The organism is Pseudomonas sp. SP16.1, assembly GCF_052682975.1.
Window position 1 is genome coordinate 1134107 of the sequence record NZ_JBQYFZ010000001.1, and the last position, 15490, is coordinate 1149596.

At 66.6% G+C, this 15490-nt stretch carries 13 protein-coding genes; 6 read left to right on the forward strand and 7 right to left on the reverse strand.

What is annotated here, in order from left to right; translation table 11 throughout:
* Positions 1-63: 63 nt before the first annotated feature.
* Positions 64-1146, reverse strand: coding sequence for a DUF748 domain-containing protein (locus tag ACUTAF_RS05615; RefSeq protein WP_445579047.1), 1083 nt, complete (start codon positions 1144-1146; stop codon positions 64-66).
* Positions 1147-1274: 128 nt separating this feature from the next.
* Between ACUTAF_RS05615 and cysK the strand changes: the two genes are divergently transcribed.
* Positions 1275-2249, forward strand: a complete 975-nt coding sequence (cysK, locus tag ACUTAF_RS05620) for a cysteine synthase A (RefSeq protein ID WP_445579048.1) — start codon at positions 1275-1277, stop codon at positions 2247-2249.
* Between the two features lie 104 nt (positions 2250-2353).
* Here the strand turns inward: cysK and ACUTAF_RS05625 are convergent, their stop codons facing one another.
* Positions 2354-3244 (reverse strand): DMT family transporter, encoded by an 891-nt coding sequence (locus ACUTAF_RS05625; protein WP_445579049.1) that lies wholly within the window; start codon positions 3242-3244, stop codon positions 2354-2356.
* A gap of 211 nt (positions 3245-3455) precedes the next feature.
* On the opposite strand from ACUTAF_RS05625, the gene aceK reads away from it, so the two are divergent.
* Positions 3456-5174, forward strand: coding sequence for a bifunctional isocitrate dehydrogenase kinase/phosphatase (gene aceK, locus ACUTAF_RS05630; protein WP_445579050.1), 1719 nt, complete (start codon positions 3456-3458; stop codon positions 5172-5174).
* Positions 5175-5268: 94 nt separating this feature from the next.
* Positions 5269-5403, forward strand: coding sequence for a PA1414 family protein (locus ACUTAF_RS05635; RefSeq protein ID WP_445579051.1), 135 nt, complete (start codon positions 5269-5271; stop codon positions 5401-5403).
* 7 nt (positions 5404-5410) lie between these two features.
* Here ACUTAF_RS05635 and ACUTAF_RS05640 read toward each other — a convergent pair whose 3' ends face one another.
* From ACUTAF_RS05640 to speB, 4 genes are all read right to left on the reverse strand, one after another.
* A complete protein-coding gene (locus ACUTAF_RS05640; protein ID WP_445579052.1) occupies positions 5411-6148 on the reverse strand; it encodes an MBL fold metallo-hydrolase in 738 nt (245 codons plus the stop codon).
* A gap of 159 nt (positions 6149-6307) precedes the next feature.
* Positions 6308-7909: a 5-guanidino-2-oxopentanoate decarboxylase gene (locus ACUTAF_RS05645; protein ID WP_445579053.1), complete on the reverse strand. Its 1602-nt coding sequence runs from the start codon at positions 7907-7909 to the stop codon at positions 6308-6310.
* 117 nt (positions 7910-8026) lie between these two features.
* Positions 8027-9433: a YjiH family protein gene (locus ACUTAF_RS05650; protein WP_445579054.1), complete on the reverse strand. Its 1407-nt coding sequence runs from the start codon at positions 9431-9433 to the stop codon at positions 8027-8029.
* Positions 9434-9511: 78 nt separating this feature from the next.
* Positions 9512-10471: an agmatinase gene (gene speB / locus ACUTAF_RS05655; protein ID WP_021442114.1), complete on the reverse strand. Its 960-nt coding sequence runs from the start codon at positions 10469-10471 to the stop codon at positions 9512-9514.
* A gap of 172 nt (positions 10472-10643) precedes the next feature.
* Here speB and ACUTAF_RS05660 point away from each other — a divergent pair, with 172 nt between their 5' ends.
* From ACUTAF_RS05660 to ACUTAF_RS05670, 3 genes are all read left to right on the forward strand, one after another.
* Complete coding sequence (locus ACUTAF_RS05660) at positions 10644-11537, forward strand: LysR family transcriptional regulator (RefSeq protein WP_445579055.1); 894 nt, start codon at positions 10644-10646, stop codon at positions 11535-11537.
* Positions 11538-11655: 118 nt separating this feature from the next.
* Positions 11656-13221 (forward strand): methyl-accepting chemotaxis protein, encoded by a 1566-nt coding sequence (locus ACUTAF_RS05665; protein ID WP_445579056.1) that lies wholly within the window; start codon positions 11656-11658, stop codon positions 13219-13221.
* Positions 13222-13396: 175 nt separating this feature from the next.
* Positions 13397-13990: a tRNA-uridine aminocarboxypropyltransferase gene (locus ACUTAF_RS05670; protein WP_445579057.1), complete on the forward strand. Its 594-nt coding sequence runs from the start codon at positions 13397-13399 to the stop codon at positions 13988-13990.
* A 144-nt stretch (positions 13991-14134) separates the two neighbouring features.
* Here ACUTAF_RS05670 and ACUTAF_RS05675 read toward each other — a convergent pair whose 3' ends face one another.
* Positions 14135-15487: an HlyD family type I secretion periplasmic adaptor subunit gene (locus ACUTAF_RS05675; protein WP_445579058.1), complete on the reverse strand. Its 1353-nt coding sequence runs from the start codon at positions 15485-15487 to the stop codon at positions 14135-14137.
* Positions 15488-15490: the final 3 nt, after the last annotated feature.

The following is a 15490-nucleotide window of genomic DNA, read 5'->3' on the forward strand; positions in this document are numbered from 1 at the left end:
CGGGGCATTCAGTCACTGAATGGGCGGTCACGGGATCTTCAGCCAGGCGCCTGCGGCGCACAGCTAGGTGTCGCCCTCTTGCGGCGGCGGACGCTCGAAGCGTGGCGTGAACGCCTCGATGAAACCATTGCGCAGGATCGCCAGTAAGGCCTGGAAGGTGCTGGTCTGCTGGTTGTGTACGCTGCCGCCGAGCTCTACCCGGGTGGCGAACTGGTCGCGGGGCTGGTTCTTCAGCAGCGTTTCCCCGGCGCCGACCAGCGACTCCCAGAGCGAGCGCAGCACGCCCTTGTCTTCGTCCTCGACGTCCTGCTGCCAGTCGAATACCTCCACGTCGTGCAGCAGCGGCTTGATATAGCCGCTGAGCCGGGCATCGTCGGCTCGCGCCTCGATCACCAGGTCGCCGCTGCCGTCCTTGAAGTCGAAACGGCCGTACGCGCGGGAGAAGTCGTTGAGGCGCGGCAACTCGATACCGCGAGCGCGCAGGCGCAGCTCGAAGTCCTCGAAGTTCCCGAACGGATCGAAGCGCGCCTGGGTTTCCAGCGGCGCGTGGTCCAGCAGCAGCGCCTCGCCTTCGAAGCGCGCGACCCGCTTCCCACTTTCATCGGCGACGTTGGTCAGGTTGTAGAAGCTGGCGTCGACCTCGCTCGCGGTCAGGTTCACCTCGGGGCTGGTGGTGAAATTGTGGAAGGCGATGCTGCCGTCGACGATGCGCAATTCGTTCAGGGTGATCGGCAGCAGCTTGTTCAACTGGTCGCGCCAGTCGGTGCCGGCACCACTCTGGCTCGCCCGGCGATCGCCGCCGCCGTCGACGAAGTTCAGCTCGGGCCGTTCGAAGAACACCTCGGCTACCACCTTGTGCTCGTACCAGAGCGCGCGCCAGCTCACCGCGAGGTCGATCAGCGGGGCGTCGAGCAGGGGCACCGGCACGTCGCCGTCGGTCTTGACGATGGTCAGGCCATCGATGCGGTAGGCGCCGCGCCACCAGGCCAGGTCGACATCGACGATATGCCCGCGATAATCGCCCATCTCGGCCAGTCGGTCGTTGAGATGGGCGCGGATCAACCCGGGCAGCATCAGGTGCGCCGCCAGCAAGAGCAGCAGGAGCATGAGCAGGGCGCGAAGCGGCCAACCGTAGCGTCGTTGCATGGAGAGTGCCTGACGAATCACTGGTCTTCGATGGACTGTGCCGGCGGCATTCTGTTCGGCTGGACTGCTGCTGCGGCTGGGCATAGGCTGATGTCTTTCTCAGTCGTCCATCTGCTTAGGAAGGAATCATGAGCCGCATCTTCGCTGACAACGCCCAGGCCATCGGTAACACGCCGCTGGTGATGATCAACCGCCTGGGGCCCAAAGGGGTGACCATCCTGGCCAAGATCGAAGGTCGCAACCCGGCTTACTCGGTCAAGTGCCGCATCGGCGCCAGCATGATCTGGGACGCCGAGGAACGCGGCGTGCTCAAGAAGGGCATGACCATAGTCGAGCCGACCTCGGGCAATACCGGCATCGGCCTGGCCTTCGTCGCCGCCGCGCGCGGCTACAAGCTGCTGCTGACCATGCCGGCGTCGATGAGCCTGGAGCGGCGCAAGGTGCTCAAGGCCCTCGGCGCCGAGCTGGTGCTGACCGAGCCGGCCAAGGGCATGAAGGGCGCCATCGAGAAGGCGGCCGAGATCGCCGCTTCCGATCCTTCCACCTATTACATGCCACAGCAGTTCGACAACCCGGCCAACCCGGCGATCCACGAGAAGACCACCGGCCCGGAAATCTGGCGCGATACCGATGGCGCCATCGACGTGCTGGTCGCCGGGGTCGGCACCGGCGGCACCATCACCGGGGTCTCGCGCTATATCAAGCAGACCCAGGGCAAGCCGATCCTCTCGGTGGCGGTGGAGCCGGTCGGCTCGCCGGTGATCAGCCAGACCCTGGCCGGCGCCGAGGTCAAGCCGGCGCCGCACAAGATCCAGGGCATCGGTGCCGGCTTCGTGCCGAAGAACCTCGACCTGGCCATGGTCGATCAGGTCGAGCAGGTGGCCGATGACGAGGCCAAGGCCATGGCCCTGCGCCTGATGCGCGAGGAGGGCATCCTCTGCGGCATCTCCTGCGGCGCGGCGATGGTGGCTGCGGTGCGCCTGGCGGAGAAACCGGAGATGCAGGGCAAGACCATCGTGGTGATCCTGCCGGATTCCGGCGAGCGCTACCTGTCGTCCATGCTGTTCGACGGGCTGTTCACCGAGCAGGAGCTGCAGCAATAAGCCTAGCGACCAAGCCGCCTTCGGGCGGCTTTTTGTAGGGTGCGCCGTGTGCACCAGCCTCGACAGTTCTGTGGTGCGCGCGGCCTGGGCGGCCCCGCGACACCCTACGCTTTGGCGGCGCTCGGCCTGACTACCAGCCATAGCGCCAGCCCGATCAGCGCGCAGCCCGGCAGGTAGTCCCAACTCAGCGGCTCGCCCAGCAGCAGGGCGCCCCAGAGCACGCCGAACGGCGGAATCAGAAAGGTGGTGGTACTGGCCTTGATCGGCCCGATATCGGCCAGCAGGCGGAAATACAGCACGTAGGCGAACGCCGTGCAAAGCAGGCCGAGGCCGGCCAGCGACAGCCACACCTCTATCCCGCCCCAGCTCGGCGGCGCCTGCAGCGCCAGGCTGCCGGCGAACAACGGGGTGAGGAACAGGCTGGCGCCGAGCAGGCTGGCGAAGGCGGTCAGGCGGTTATCCAGGCCGCCCTGCTGGCCGATCCAGCGGCGGGTCAGGAAGCCGGCGAAGCCGTAGCAGGTGGTGGCCACCAGGCAGGCGGCGGCGCCCAGCAGCAATTCCAGATCGAAGGCCACCGGGCCGGTGCGGGTCAGCACCGCCACGCCGAGCAGGCCGAGAAACACCCCGGCGGCCTTGCTCGTGGTGATGCCCTCGTGGAAGAACAGCGCGCCGATCAATACCCCCATCAAAGGCGTCGTCGCATTGAAGATCGCCGAGTAACCGGCCGGCAGGATCAGCGCGGCCAGGCAGTACATGGCCGAAGGCAGGCCGGCGTTGATCACCCCGAGCATCAGGCAGGCCTTGAGCTTGCCGCGAAAGTCCCAGCTCACCCGCATCAGCAGGAGGAAGGCGAGCAGGCCGAGGGCGCCGAAACTGGCGCGGAAGAAGGCCGTGGGCATGCTGCCCAGCACCGGCGCGGCGACGCGCATGAACAGGAAGCTGGCGCCCCAGATGGCGGCGAGCAGCAGCAGGCGGAGCAGGTCGGCAGTACGCAAGGCGGGGCATCCGGCAGGTCGGGAGCGAGAGTGTTGCCGGCCGCCGCCGTTCTGGCAATCCGCATCGCGCTTTCGAACGTGGCCCGTGCCGGCCCGTGGCCCGGATGAAATCCGGGAATACTTGGGCGATAGTCCCCGGATTGCATCCGGGCTACGTTTGGCCGGCTTTGCGGTTAAGCTCGCCTCACTCATTTCCTTGCGAGGCACTTCCATGGCGCAGCAATGGCCGGCCGGCGAGATAGCCCGGCTGATCCTCGACGGCTTCGACGACTACCGCGAGCATTTTCGCCAGATCACCGACGGCGCCCGTGTGCGTTTCGAACTGGCGCAGTGGCAGGAGGCGCAGCGCGCCTCGGCGGCGCGCATCAACCTGTACGAGGACAAGGTCGGCGAGACCAGCGACCGGCTGTTGCGCCGTATCGGCGAGACGTTGCTCGAGGCGAGCCAGTGGCCGCTGGTCAAAAGCGCCTATATCGCCCTGATCGACCTGCGCTTCGACGACGAGCTGGCGGAAACCTGGTTCAACTCGGTGTTCTGCAGCCTGTTCAGCCATGACCTGATCAGCGACGGCTGCATGTTCATCCATACCACCCGTCCGTCGCTGCGCAGTCATCCCGGCGCCGCGCAGACGCGCAGCTACCGGCCAGCGGGCGAGCTGACCGACATGCTGCGGGCGATCTTCGAGGATTACCGCTTCGACGTGGTCTACGAGGACCTGCCGCGCGATCTGCAGCGGCTGGAAGGGCAGCTGCGCGCCAGCCTGCCGGACTGGGTATGCAAGGATCCCGAGCTGTGCATCGAGCTGTTCTCCTCGGTGCTCTATCGCAACAAGGGCGCCTATCTGGTCGGGCGCATCTACACCCGCGACGAGCAGTGGCCGCTGGCGATCCCGCTGCTGCACCGCGAAGGCCACGGCATCCAGGTCGACGCCCTGATCACCGACGAGGCCGAGGTGTCGATCATCTTCTCCTTCACCCGCAGCTATTTCATGGTCGACGTGGCCATTCCCGCGGAGTTCGTCGCCTTCCTCAAGCGCATCCTGCCGGGCAAGCACATTGCCGAGCTGTACACCTCGATCGGCTTCTACAAGCACGGCAAGTCGGAGTTCTATCGCGCGCTGATCGGCCACCTGGCCAGCACCGACGACCGTTTCGTCATGGCCCCCGGGGTGCGCGGCATGGTGATGAGCGTGTTCACCCTGCCGGGCTTCAATACCGTGTTCAAGATCATCAAGGACCGCTTCGCCCACGCCAAGACGGTGGACCGCAATACGGTGATCGAGAAGTACCGCCTGGTGAAGAGCGTCGATCGCGTGGGGCGCTTGGCCGATACCCAGGAGTTCGCCGATTTTCGCTTCCCCAAGGCCAAGTTCGAGCCCGAATGCCTGGCCGAGCTGCTGGAGGTGGCGCCGTCCACCGTGGTGGTGGAGGGCGACACCGTGCTGATCCGCCACTGCTGGACCGAGCGGCGCATGACGCCGCTCAACCTCTACCTGGAGAACGCCAGCGAGGCACAGGTGCGCGAGGCGCTGGAAGACTACGGCCTGGCCATCAAGCAACTGGCGGCGGCGAATATCTTCCCCGGCGACATGCTGCTGAAGAACTTCGGCGTCACCCGTCACGGCCGCGTGGTGTTCTACGACTACGACGAGATCTGCTTTCTCACCGAGGTGAACTTCCGCCGCATTCCGCCGCCGCGCTTCCCCGAGGACGAGATGAGTTCCGAACCCTGGTATTCGGTGGGGCCGATGGACGTGTTCCCCGAGGAGTTCCCGCCGTTTCTGTTCGCCGATATCAAGCAGCGCCGGCTTTTCAGCCAGCTGCACGGCAACCTGTACGACGCCGACTACTGGAAGGGCCTGCAGGATGCCATTCGCCAGGGCAAGGTGATCGACGTGTTCCCCTACCGGCGCAGGCCCGACCCCGCTTGATCTGGATCAGTTGAAATCATTCGGGGCGGGACTAGGCTTGAATTCAAGAGCCTGCAGTCGCTCTTGTCTTGGAACTCGCGCAGGAGGAGCTTCCATGAACACCAAGTTGCTGAATCTCTTGGAGGATTTGCTGGCAGCCCTGGGCTTACGCGAGCGGCCGCAGGCACAACCGGTCCCCGTGCGCAGCAATCCTCCCCGCGACCCGCGCACACCGGGTCGGCAGCGTTGAACCCGGGTCAGGGGCTGAACTGCCGGTGATGGACAAACCACTGCCCGATCAGCTCGCGCATGCGCTCGCCGGAGAAACTGGGGAAATGCCCGCCATGCACGCTGCGCACTGGCAGCTCGCACAGGCGCGCCAGGCTGCGCGCGTAGTCCTCCAGGTTGGAGTGATAGGCGTCCTCGATCAGCGGACCGTCGTAGAGGATGTCGCCGGAGAACAGCGTCTGCGTCTTCGCTTCCCACAGGCTGATGCCGCCGGGTGAATGGCCCGGGGTGTGCAGCACCTGCAGAATCCGATCGCCCAGATCCAGCACGTCGCCATCCTCGATCAGGCGGGTGGCCGGTGCCGCCCTGACCCGGTATTCGGCGTAGCACAGCGGGCAATCCGGGTGCGCCTCGAACATCTCGTCGCCGACGAAGTCCGCGGCCAGGGTATTGGCACCGTCCGGTTCGGCGAGGATATCGGCCTCGGCCGGGTGCACCAGGCGTTCGCTGAATTCGTGATGGCCGGCGATATGGTCGAAGTGGGTATGGCTGGCCACCGCCAGCAGCGGCTTGTCGGTCAGCCAGGGCAACTGCTCGCGCAGGCTGACCAGGCCTGAGCCGGAGTCGATCAGCGCGTCGCGCTCGCGGCCCTGGATATGCCACATGTTGCAGCGGTAGAAGGGGCGCACATAGGGCTCGTGGATCAGGCAGATGCCGTCGTGGCGATGCTCCACCTCGAACCATTGGTCACGGCTGACGATTTTCATGCTGGGCCTCGCTGCTGCCGTTTGCGTCATTGTAGGAGCCCCGTACCGTTGGGAAAGAGGGCCTGCACGGAGCGGCAGACCTTTCGCCGCGGGGCGCGGCTCCTACAGCTGTTGGCGCCCAGCGGCGCAGCCCGGATGCAATCCGGGCTCAGGCCTGGTTCAGGGGTGGAAGGGCGCCTGCTCCAGCACTTCGATAATCAGCGGGCGGTCGCTCGGCGCAGTGCGCAGCAGCTCGGCCAGGTGCGCGTGGTCGCGCGCGCGCTCGGCGGCGCAGCCGAAGCCGCGGGCGATGGCCAGCAGGTCCGGGGTGTAGATATCCACGCCAAGCGGTTCGATATCGCGGCGCTGCATATAGCGCTTGATCTCGCCGTAGCCCGAGTTGTTCCACAGCAGCACGATGATGCCGATCCTGGCCTCCACCGCGCTGGCCAGCTCCGGCAGGGTGAACTGCAGGCCGCCGTCGCCCATCAGGCTGATCACCGGGCGGCCCGGCTCGGCCAGCTTGGCGCCGATGGCCGCCGGCAGGCCGTAGCCCAGGGTGCCGTAGCCGGTGGAGGCGTTGAACCAGCGCCGCGCGCCGTCCAGCTCCACCAGGTGGTTGCCGCTGTACACCGTCTGCGTCGAGTCGCCGACGAAGCGCGCCTCGGGCAACACCTCCAGCACTGTGTCGAACAGCTGACGGTAATGCCCCCAGCCGGCGAAATCCTCGGCCAGCTGCGCCTGTACGGCGGCCGTGCGGCGGGCGCCGGGGCTGTCGGCGCGGGGCTCGCAGGGGTTGAGCTCGGCCAGCAGCATGCGCATGGCCAGGCGCGCGTCGCCCTGGATCGCCAGCTGCGGGGCGAAGTTGCGTTGCAGCTGCTGGGCGTCGATATCCACGCGGATCAGCGCGCCGCCCAGTTTGAAGTTGCCGTCGAACACCACGTCGTAGTCGGTCTCGCCCAGTTCGGTGCCGATGGCCAGCACCACGTCAGCCTCCAGCGCCAGCTGGCGCACCGGCAGCAGCGACTGGTTGCTGCCCAGCAGCAGCGGATGATTCGGCGGCAGCAGGCCCTTGGCGTTGATGGTCAGTGCGGTCGGCGCGTCCAGGCTGGCGGCCAGGGCGCGGGCCTCGGCCTGCGCGGCCACGCAGCCGCCGCCGAGCAGCAGCAGCGGGCGCTGGGCGTTCTTCAGCAGGGCGGCGGCGTCGCGGATCAGCGTACGATTCGGTGCCGGGCGCTCGACCCGCGGCCTGGCCGCCAGGCGCATATGGCTGGCGTCGGCGGTGATGATGTCCAGTGGCAGCTCGATATGCACCGGCCGCGGACGCTCGCCCTCGAACACGGCGAAGGCGCGGGCCAGCACGCCAGGCAGCTCCTCGACGCTCATCAGGGTATGGCTAAAGGCACTCACGCCCGAAACCATGGCGCGCTGGTTGGGCAGCTCGTGCAGGTAGCCCTTGCCCAGGCCGAGACGCGCGCGCTCGTTGACGCTGGAGATCACCAGCATGGGGATCGAATCGGCATAGGCCTGGCCCATGGCAGTGAGGATATTGGTCATCCCCGGGCCGGTGATGATGAAGCACACCCCCGGCTTGCCGGACACCCGCGCATAGCCGTCGGCCATAAAGCCGGCGCCCTGTTCGTGGCGCGGGGTGATATGGCGAATACCGCTGTGCGGCAGGCCGCGGTACAGCTCCACGGTGTGCACGCCGGGGATGCCGAACACGGTGTCGACGCCCCAGGCTTCCAGTTGCTTGACGAGAAATTCGCCGCAGGTGGTCATGTTGAGAATCCTTCAATGGCGCTGATCGCGCTGTGCAGGGTGGACAGGGCGCGGCCAGGTCCACCGTCACTTGCCCGGAGGCGGACAAGCCTTTGGCATGTCCGCCCTGCGGGACTGTTAACCGACGATCCAGTGCGCCATCAGCGCGATGATCGGCAGGGTGATCAGGGTACGGATGATGAAGATCATGAACAGCTCGAGGATGTTCAGCGGCAGCTTGGCCTTGATGATCAGCACGCCGACTTCGGACATGTAGATCAGCTGGGTCAGCGACACGCAGGCCACCACGAAGCGGGTCAGTTCGCTCTCGATGCCCTTGCCCAGTACCGCCGGCAGGAACATGTCGGCAAAACCCACCAGCATGGCCGGCGCGGCCTTGGCGGCTTCCGGCAGTTGCAGCAGCTCGAGCAGCGGCACTATGGGAGCGGACAGCCAGTTGAAGATCGGGGTGAACTCGGCAATCGCCAGCGACAGCGTGCCGATGGCCATCGCCAGCGGCAGCAGGCCGAGCCAGATGTCCACCACGTTGTGCACGCCGACCTTGACCATCTGCCCCGGCGAGGGGTTGGCATTGGCGCGCTTGACCGCCTGAACCAGGCCCCAGCGCAGCAGCGAGGTGCCGGCCGGTACGTCTTCCTTGATCTGCTTGCCGACGCCGGCGACGTACTCGTCCTTCTTCCACGACAGCGGCGGGATGCGCGGGGTGATGATGGCGGCGGCCAGGCCGGCGACCACCACGGTGAGGTAGAAGGGCACGAACAGGTGGTCGAGCTTCATGAAGCTGGTGATCAGCAGGCTGAAGGCGATCGAGGCGATGGAGAAGTTGGTGGCGATCACTGCCGCTTCCCGCGCGCTGTAGAAGCCCTTCTGGTACTGCTGGGCGGTGATCAGCACGCCGACCGTGCCGGAGCCGAGCCAACTGGCGATGGCGTCGATGGCCGAGCGCCCGGGCAGGCCGAAGATCTTGCGGAACACATTGCGCACCAGGGTGCCGCAGAACTCCATCAGGCCGTAGTCGGTGAGCAGCGGCAGGATCAGCCCGGCCACCAGGAAGAAGGTGATCAGTACCGGGGCCAGGTCCTTGAGCACCACGCCGCCGGTGTTGGCGTTCCAGATCCATTCCGGGCCGAACTGCCAGAAGGTCATGGCCGCGAACAGCGCGCCGAGCACGCGCAGGCCGAGCCATAGCGGGCTGAGGTTGAACATCTCGTTGAGGGCGTGGCGCTCGGTGAGCCACTTGGGTTTGAGCAGGCTGGCGATCAGGCCGCAGGCGGCGGAAAACAGCAGCAGGCCGGTGGCGATGGCCGGCAGCCAGGCGCTCAGGCCGGCCTTCAGCGCATCGGCCATCACGCCCAGGCCGATGGTGACCTTTTCCTCGTAAACGATGGGCGTGAGGAACAGCAGCACGCCGAGCAGCGAGGGGATCAGGAAGATCAGCAGCTGGCGCAGGTTGTAGGCGTGTGCAACGGAGGTATCGGCCGGTGGCTGGTCGTCCAGCAGTGGCATGGCTTCTTCACGATTCATCTGGGCACCCTAGTTGTTGTTGTATGGATGTACCGGGCGCCTCGCGGGGCACCCGGGCGGAGCAATAAAAGCCGGCGGTCAGCGACGCTGAACCCCCGGAAGCACACACAGCATTTCGTAGAGCAGGTTGGCGCCGAGCAGCGAGGTGTTGCCGGTGGTGTCGTAGGGTGGGGAGACCTCCACCAGATCGCCGCCGACCAGGTCCAGACCCTGGCAGCCGCGGATGATCTCCATCGCCTGGATGGTGGTCAGCCCGCCGATTTCCGGGGTGCCGGTGCCGGGCGCCCAGGCCGGGTCGATGCCGTCGATGTCGAAACTCAGGTACACCGGGCCGCCGCCAACCTTCTCGCGCACCTCGGCCATCAAGGGCTCCAGCGACTTGTGCCAGCACTCCTCGGCCTGCACCACGCGAAAGCCCTGCTTGCGGCTCCAGTTGAAGTCCTCGGCGGTGTAGCCCTGGGCGCGCAGGCCGATCTGCACCACGCGGTCGCAGTCCAGCAGGCCTTCCTCGACGGCGCGGCGGAAGGTGGTGCCGTGGGCGATCTTCTCGCCGAACATCTCGTCGTTCACATCCGCGTGGGCGTCGATATGCACCAGGCCGACCTTGCCGTGCTTCTTGTGGATGGCGCGCAGGATCGGCAGGGTGATGGTGTGGTCGCCGCCCAGGGTCAGCGGCTTGATGCCGTACTCGAGGATCTCGTCGTAGGACTCCTCGATGATGCGCACGGCCTCGGCCATGTTGAAGGTGTTGATCGCCACATCGCCGATATCGGCCACGTTCAGCGAATCGAAGGGGGCGGCACCGGTGGCCATGTTGTAGGGGCGGATCATCACCGACTGGGCGCGAATCTCGCGCGGGCCGAAGCGGGTGCCGGAGCGCAGCGAGGTGCCGATATCCAGCGGCACGCCGACGAAGGCGACGTCGAGCTCGCGTTTCTCTTCGATCTTCTGGATATGCGGCAGGCGCATCATGGTGGCGATGCCGCCGAAACGGGGCATTTCGTTGCCGCCCAGGGGCTGATGAAAAACCTTGTCCATGGGAAGGCCTCAGGGTTGTTGTGGTTTTAGGAATCGTTGGGCGGATTCTTGGTCAGCTGCGCTCCGGGAAAAATCGGCAGGGGCAAAAACTTAGTTCAGAGATTTCTAAACTAAGAGGCGACGGGATACAGTGGTGCGCGCGCACCACTGCTCCACCGCCGACGAGAACACCATGACCAGCCAACTGCCCGATCTCAAGCTGCTGCGCATCTTCGCCTGCGTGGTGCGCCACCAGGGCTTTGCTGCCGCGCAGCAGGAGCTGAACCTGTCGACCTCGGCCATCAGCACCTATATGAGTCAGCTGGAGACGCAGCTCGGCCTGGTGCTCTGCCACCGCGGCCGTGGCGGTTTCAGCCTGACCAGCAAGGGCGAGCTGTTCCACCAGGAGACCCTGCGCCTGCTCGGCGAGCTGGAGGGTTTCGAGCGCTATTCGGCGGCGCTCAAGGGCGAGCTGCGCGGCACCCTCAACCTCGGCGTGCTGGATTCCACGGTGAGCGACCCGGCGCTGCCGCTGGCCGAGGTGATCGGCGCCCACAGCCAGGAGCACCCCGGCGTGCACCTGCACCTGTCGGTGATGAGCCCCTACGAGCTGCAGCTGGCGGTGCTCGACAACCGCCTGGACCTGGCCATCGGTGCCTTCTCCACGCGGATGAACGGCCTGGTCTACCAGCCGCTGTACCGCGAGCAACACTGGCTGTACTGCAGCGAGCGGCATTCGCTGTACGAGCAGCGGCGCATCCCGGCCGAGGTGATCACCCAGCAGCGCATGGTCGGCCGCGGTTACTGGAGCCAGGCAGAGCTGGCGCGGCATGGCTTCAAGCACAGCGCGGCGACGGTGGAGTCGATGGAGGCGCAGCTGATCCTGGTGCTGTCCGGCGCCTATATCGGCTACCTGCCGGAGCACTACGCCCAGCATTGGGTCGAGCAGCAGCGGCTCAAGGTGCTGCTGCCCACCACCTTCGGCTACCAGGCGCCGTTCTCGCTGATCCTGCGCCGCGGCCGCTCGCGCGAGCCGCTGATCCAGACCTTCCGCGACCTGCTGAAAACCCAGCTCAATCAGCTGTGACCCGGGTTCGCCATGCGGCTTCCGACTGCGTTACGTACGGCACCTGGCGTCATGATTGCCCTGTGCTAGTACTTAATCAGGTTCGCTCCACCCCCACGACTCGAACAGGGATGCCTCGATGCGCCAGAATCTGCCGGTCACCCAGCGGGAAAGGACCTTTCCCGCCGACGAACGCCTGATCTCCACCACCGATCTCAACAGCAAGATCACCTACTGCAACGATGCCTTCGTCGAGATCAGCGGCTTTACCCGTGAGGAGCTGATCGGCCAGCCGCACAACCTGGTGCGTCACCCGGACATGCCGCCGGCCGTGTTCGGCCATATGTGGGACACCATCAAGCAGGGCAAGCCCTGGATGGGCATCGTCAAGAACCGCTCGAAGAACGGCGATTTCTACTGGGTCAGCGCCTACGTCACGCCGATCTACGAGAACGGCCGCATGGCCGGCTACGAGTCGGTGCGCTCGCTGCCGAGCGAGGCGCAGAAGCGCCGCGCCGAGGCTCTCTACGCGCGGCTGCGCGCCGGCAAGTCACCGGTGCCCAAGCTGGAATCCTGGACTTACGACCTGCTGCGCTCCTGGCCGCTGATCCTCGCCGGCCTGGTGATTCTCGGCGCGCACTGGCTGCTCAGCGGGCCCTGGCTGCTGGGCTTTATCCTCGCCACTCTGTTCGCCCTGGGTTCCTACCAGCTGTACCGCTCCCGGCAGCTGATCCGCCGCACCTTGGACGAGCACCCCAAGGCCTTCACCAGCGCCCTGGTGGCGCTGACCTACAGCGACAACCGCGGCGCCCAGGCCCTGCTGGACATGGCCATGATCAGCGAGGAGGCGCGCCTGCAGACCGCGCTGACGCGCCTGGAGGATGCCGGGGTCAACGTCAAGCAACGCGCCGCGCAGTCCGCCGAGCTGTCGCGCTCCGGCGCCGCGCTGCTCGACCAGCAGCGCGCCGAGACGGACCAGTCGGCCACCGCCATCAATCAGATGGCGGCGACCATCCAGGAGGTGACGCACAACGTGCAGAGCACCTCGCACGCCGCCGAGGAGGCCGAGCGATTGGCCAGGGAAGGACGCGATCTGGCGGTCGGCAGCCTGGACTCCATGCGCCATATGGCCCAGGCGGTGACCGATATCGGCCAGGCGGTCAACGAGCTGGCCAACTCCACCCAGTCCATCGGCAGCGTCGCCGACGTGATCACCTCGATCGCCGAGCAGACCAACCTGCTGGCGCTCAACGCCGCCATCGAGGCCGCGCGTGCCGGCGAGCAGGGCAGGGGCTTCGCCGTGGTCGCCGACGAGGTGCGCTCGCTGGCCTCGCGCACCCGCCAGTCCACCGAGCAGATCCATCAGATCATCGCCGACCTGCGCGCCGGTGCCGAACGCGCGGTGGCCACCGCCGGCAAGGGCGAGGACATCTCCCGCGACAGCATGCAGAGCGTGGAGTCGGTGCGCGATGCGCTGGAGGGCATCAGTTCGGCGGTGACGCGCATCACCGGCATGAGCCAGCAGATGGCGGCGGCCTCCGAGCAGCAGAGTCACGTGGCCGAGGACATCAGCCGGCAGATCACCCGCATTGCCCAGCTCTCCGATCACAGCGCCGGGCAGGCGCACCAGGGCGCGGCGATCAGTCGCGAGCTGGAGCAGATGGCCGACTATCTGCACAGCCTGGCGGAGCGCTTCAACCGCTGAAGCGGGATTGGGCGATGCCCTTGGGTGGAAAACCGCGAAGCGCTGTCCACCCCGGGCCCGCTTGCCGGAGTCGGTGTCTGGTAGTCCGGGTGCAACCCGCCGACTTTTCCCCGAATTGCATCCGGGCTACGCGTCTGTGCTGCCTAGCGCCGCGCTTCATGGCACACTGCGCGGCATGCCTCGTCCGACCTGCCCCCGCTGCCTGCGCCCGCTCGGCCATTGCCTGTGCGCGCTGATCCCCGCACTCGATAGCCGCACCCGCCTGCTGATCCTGCAGCACCCGAGCGAAACGGCGCACGCGCTGAATACCGCACGGCTGGCTGCCCTGGGCCTGCGCAACGCCGAGCTGCGGGTGGGCGAGACCTTCGCCGAGCTGCCACAGCTCTTGGCGCAACCGGGCTATCGCGCCTGCCTGCTGTTTCCCGGCGAGGAAGCCGTCGAGCTGGCCGCGCAAGCGCGAGGCGAGCCGCCGCTGCTGCTGGTGGTGCCCGACGGCACCTGGCGCAAGGCGCGCAAGCTGCTACACCTGAACCCGGTGCTGGCGGCCTTGCCGCGGGTCGCTTTGCCGGCCGGGGCGCCATCGCGTTACCGCCTGCGCAAGGCGCCGGCCGCGGGGGCGCTGTCGACCATCGAGGCGATCACCACGGCGCTGGACGTACTGGAGGCCCCGCGTAGTTTCGCGGCGCTGCTGCGACCCTTCGATGCGCTGATTGAGGGACAGATCGCGGCGATGGGGGTAGAGGTTTTCTCCCGCAATCACCAGCGCTAGGGCGGTGCGCACGGCGCACCCTACGCTTGCGAGCCGGCCGCGTAGCCCGGATGAAATCCGGGACTGATCGTCAGGACGCAGAACCTCCGGGATTGCATCCGGGCTACCAAGTGCAGGCAATTGATTGCCGGGTTCGGCCTGGTCTCACCGCTCGCGCATGGCCTCGGAGCGGGCCTTGAGCACCGGTTTGAGCAGATAGGCCAGCACGCTCTTCTCGCCGGTGATGATGTCCACCGTGGCGACCATGCCGGGGATGATCAGCAGTGGATTGTCCTCGCTGCCCAGGTGGCTTTTCTCCGTGCGCACCTGGATCAGGTAGAAGCTGTTGCCTTCCTCGTCGGTGATGGTGTCGGCGCTGATCAGCTCCAGATCGGCCTTCAGGCCGCCGTAGATGGTGTAGTCGTAGGCGGTGAACTTGACCATGGCCTTTTGCCCTGGATGGAGAAAGGCCACGTCCTGAGGCCTGATCTTGGCCTCGATCAGCAGGCTGTCGTCCAGTGGCACTATTTCCAGCATGTCGCTACCGGGCTGCACCACGCCGCCGATGGTGTTGACCTTGAGTTGCTTGATCACCCCGCGTACCGGGGAGGCCACGGTGGTGCGGCTGACCCTGTCCTGGATGGCGACGCTGGTGGCGGTGATCTTCTTCAGCTCGGTGCGCACCTCGTTGAGCTCTTTGAAGGCCTCGGCGCGAAAGCTCAGCTCGGACTCCTCCATCTTGCTCTTGATCTCGCTCATCGCCGCCTCGGCTCGGGGGATGGCCAGGTTGGTCGCTTCCAGCGAACCGCGTACCTCGACCACGCTGCGGCGCAGGCGCAGCACTTCCACCTCGGAGATGGCCCCGGAGGCCACCAGCGGCTGCGACATGTTCAGTTCCTGCTGCAGCAAGCCGAGGCTGGAGCGGTACTGCTGCGCCTTGGAGCGAAATTCGGCGAGTTCCTGCTCTTTCTGGCGCAACTGCTCGCCGAAGGTGCGCTGCTCGCTTTGCAGACGCTGCTGACGCGAGCGGTACAGGGCCAGTTCATCCTCTGCCAGCTGTGGCGCGACGCGGGCGACCTCCTCGGGCAGCACGGGCTCGCGCCCCTCGGCCTCGGCGCCCAGGCGCGCCAGGCGGGCTACCAGCGCCAGGCGGTCGGCCTCGGTTTCGCCGCGATTGGAGAGGAAACGGGTATCGTCCAGGCGCAGCAGCACGTCGCCCTTGTCCACCACCTGGCCTTCGCGCACGAAGATCTCGCTGACGATGCCACCCTCGAGGTTCTGGATCACCTGCACCTTGCTCGAGGGGATGGCCTTGCCTTCGCCCGTGGTGACCTCTTCAAGCACCGCGAAGTGCGCCCAGACCACTGCCGCGAGCAGGCAGGCGCTGACCGCCCAGACGGTGCTGCGGGTCAGCCAGGGCGAGTCCTCGAGGATGGCGCCCTCCACCTCGGGCATGAACTCGGTGTCCTGGCGCCGCTGGCGCAGGCTGCCGAAATAGTCGCGCAGGCTGTGTTCCATGCT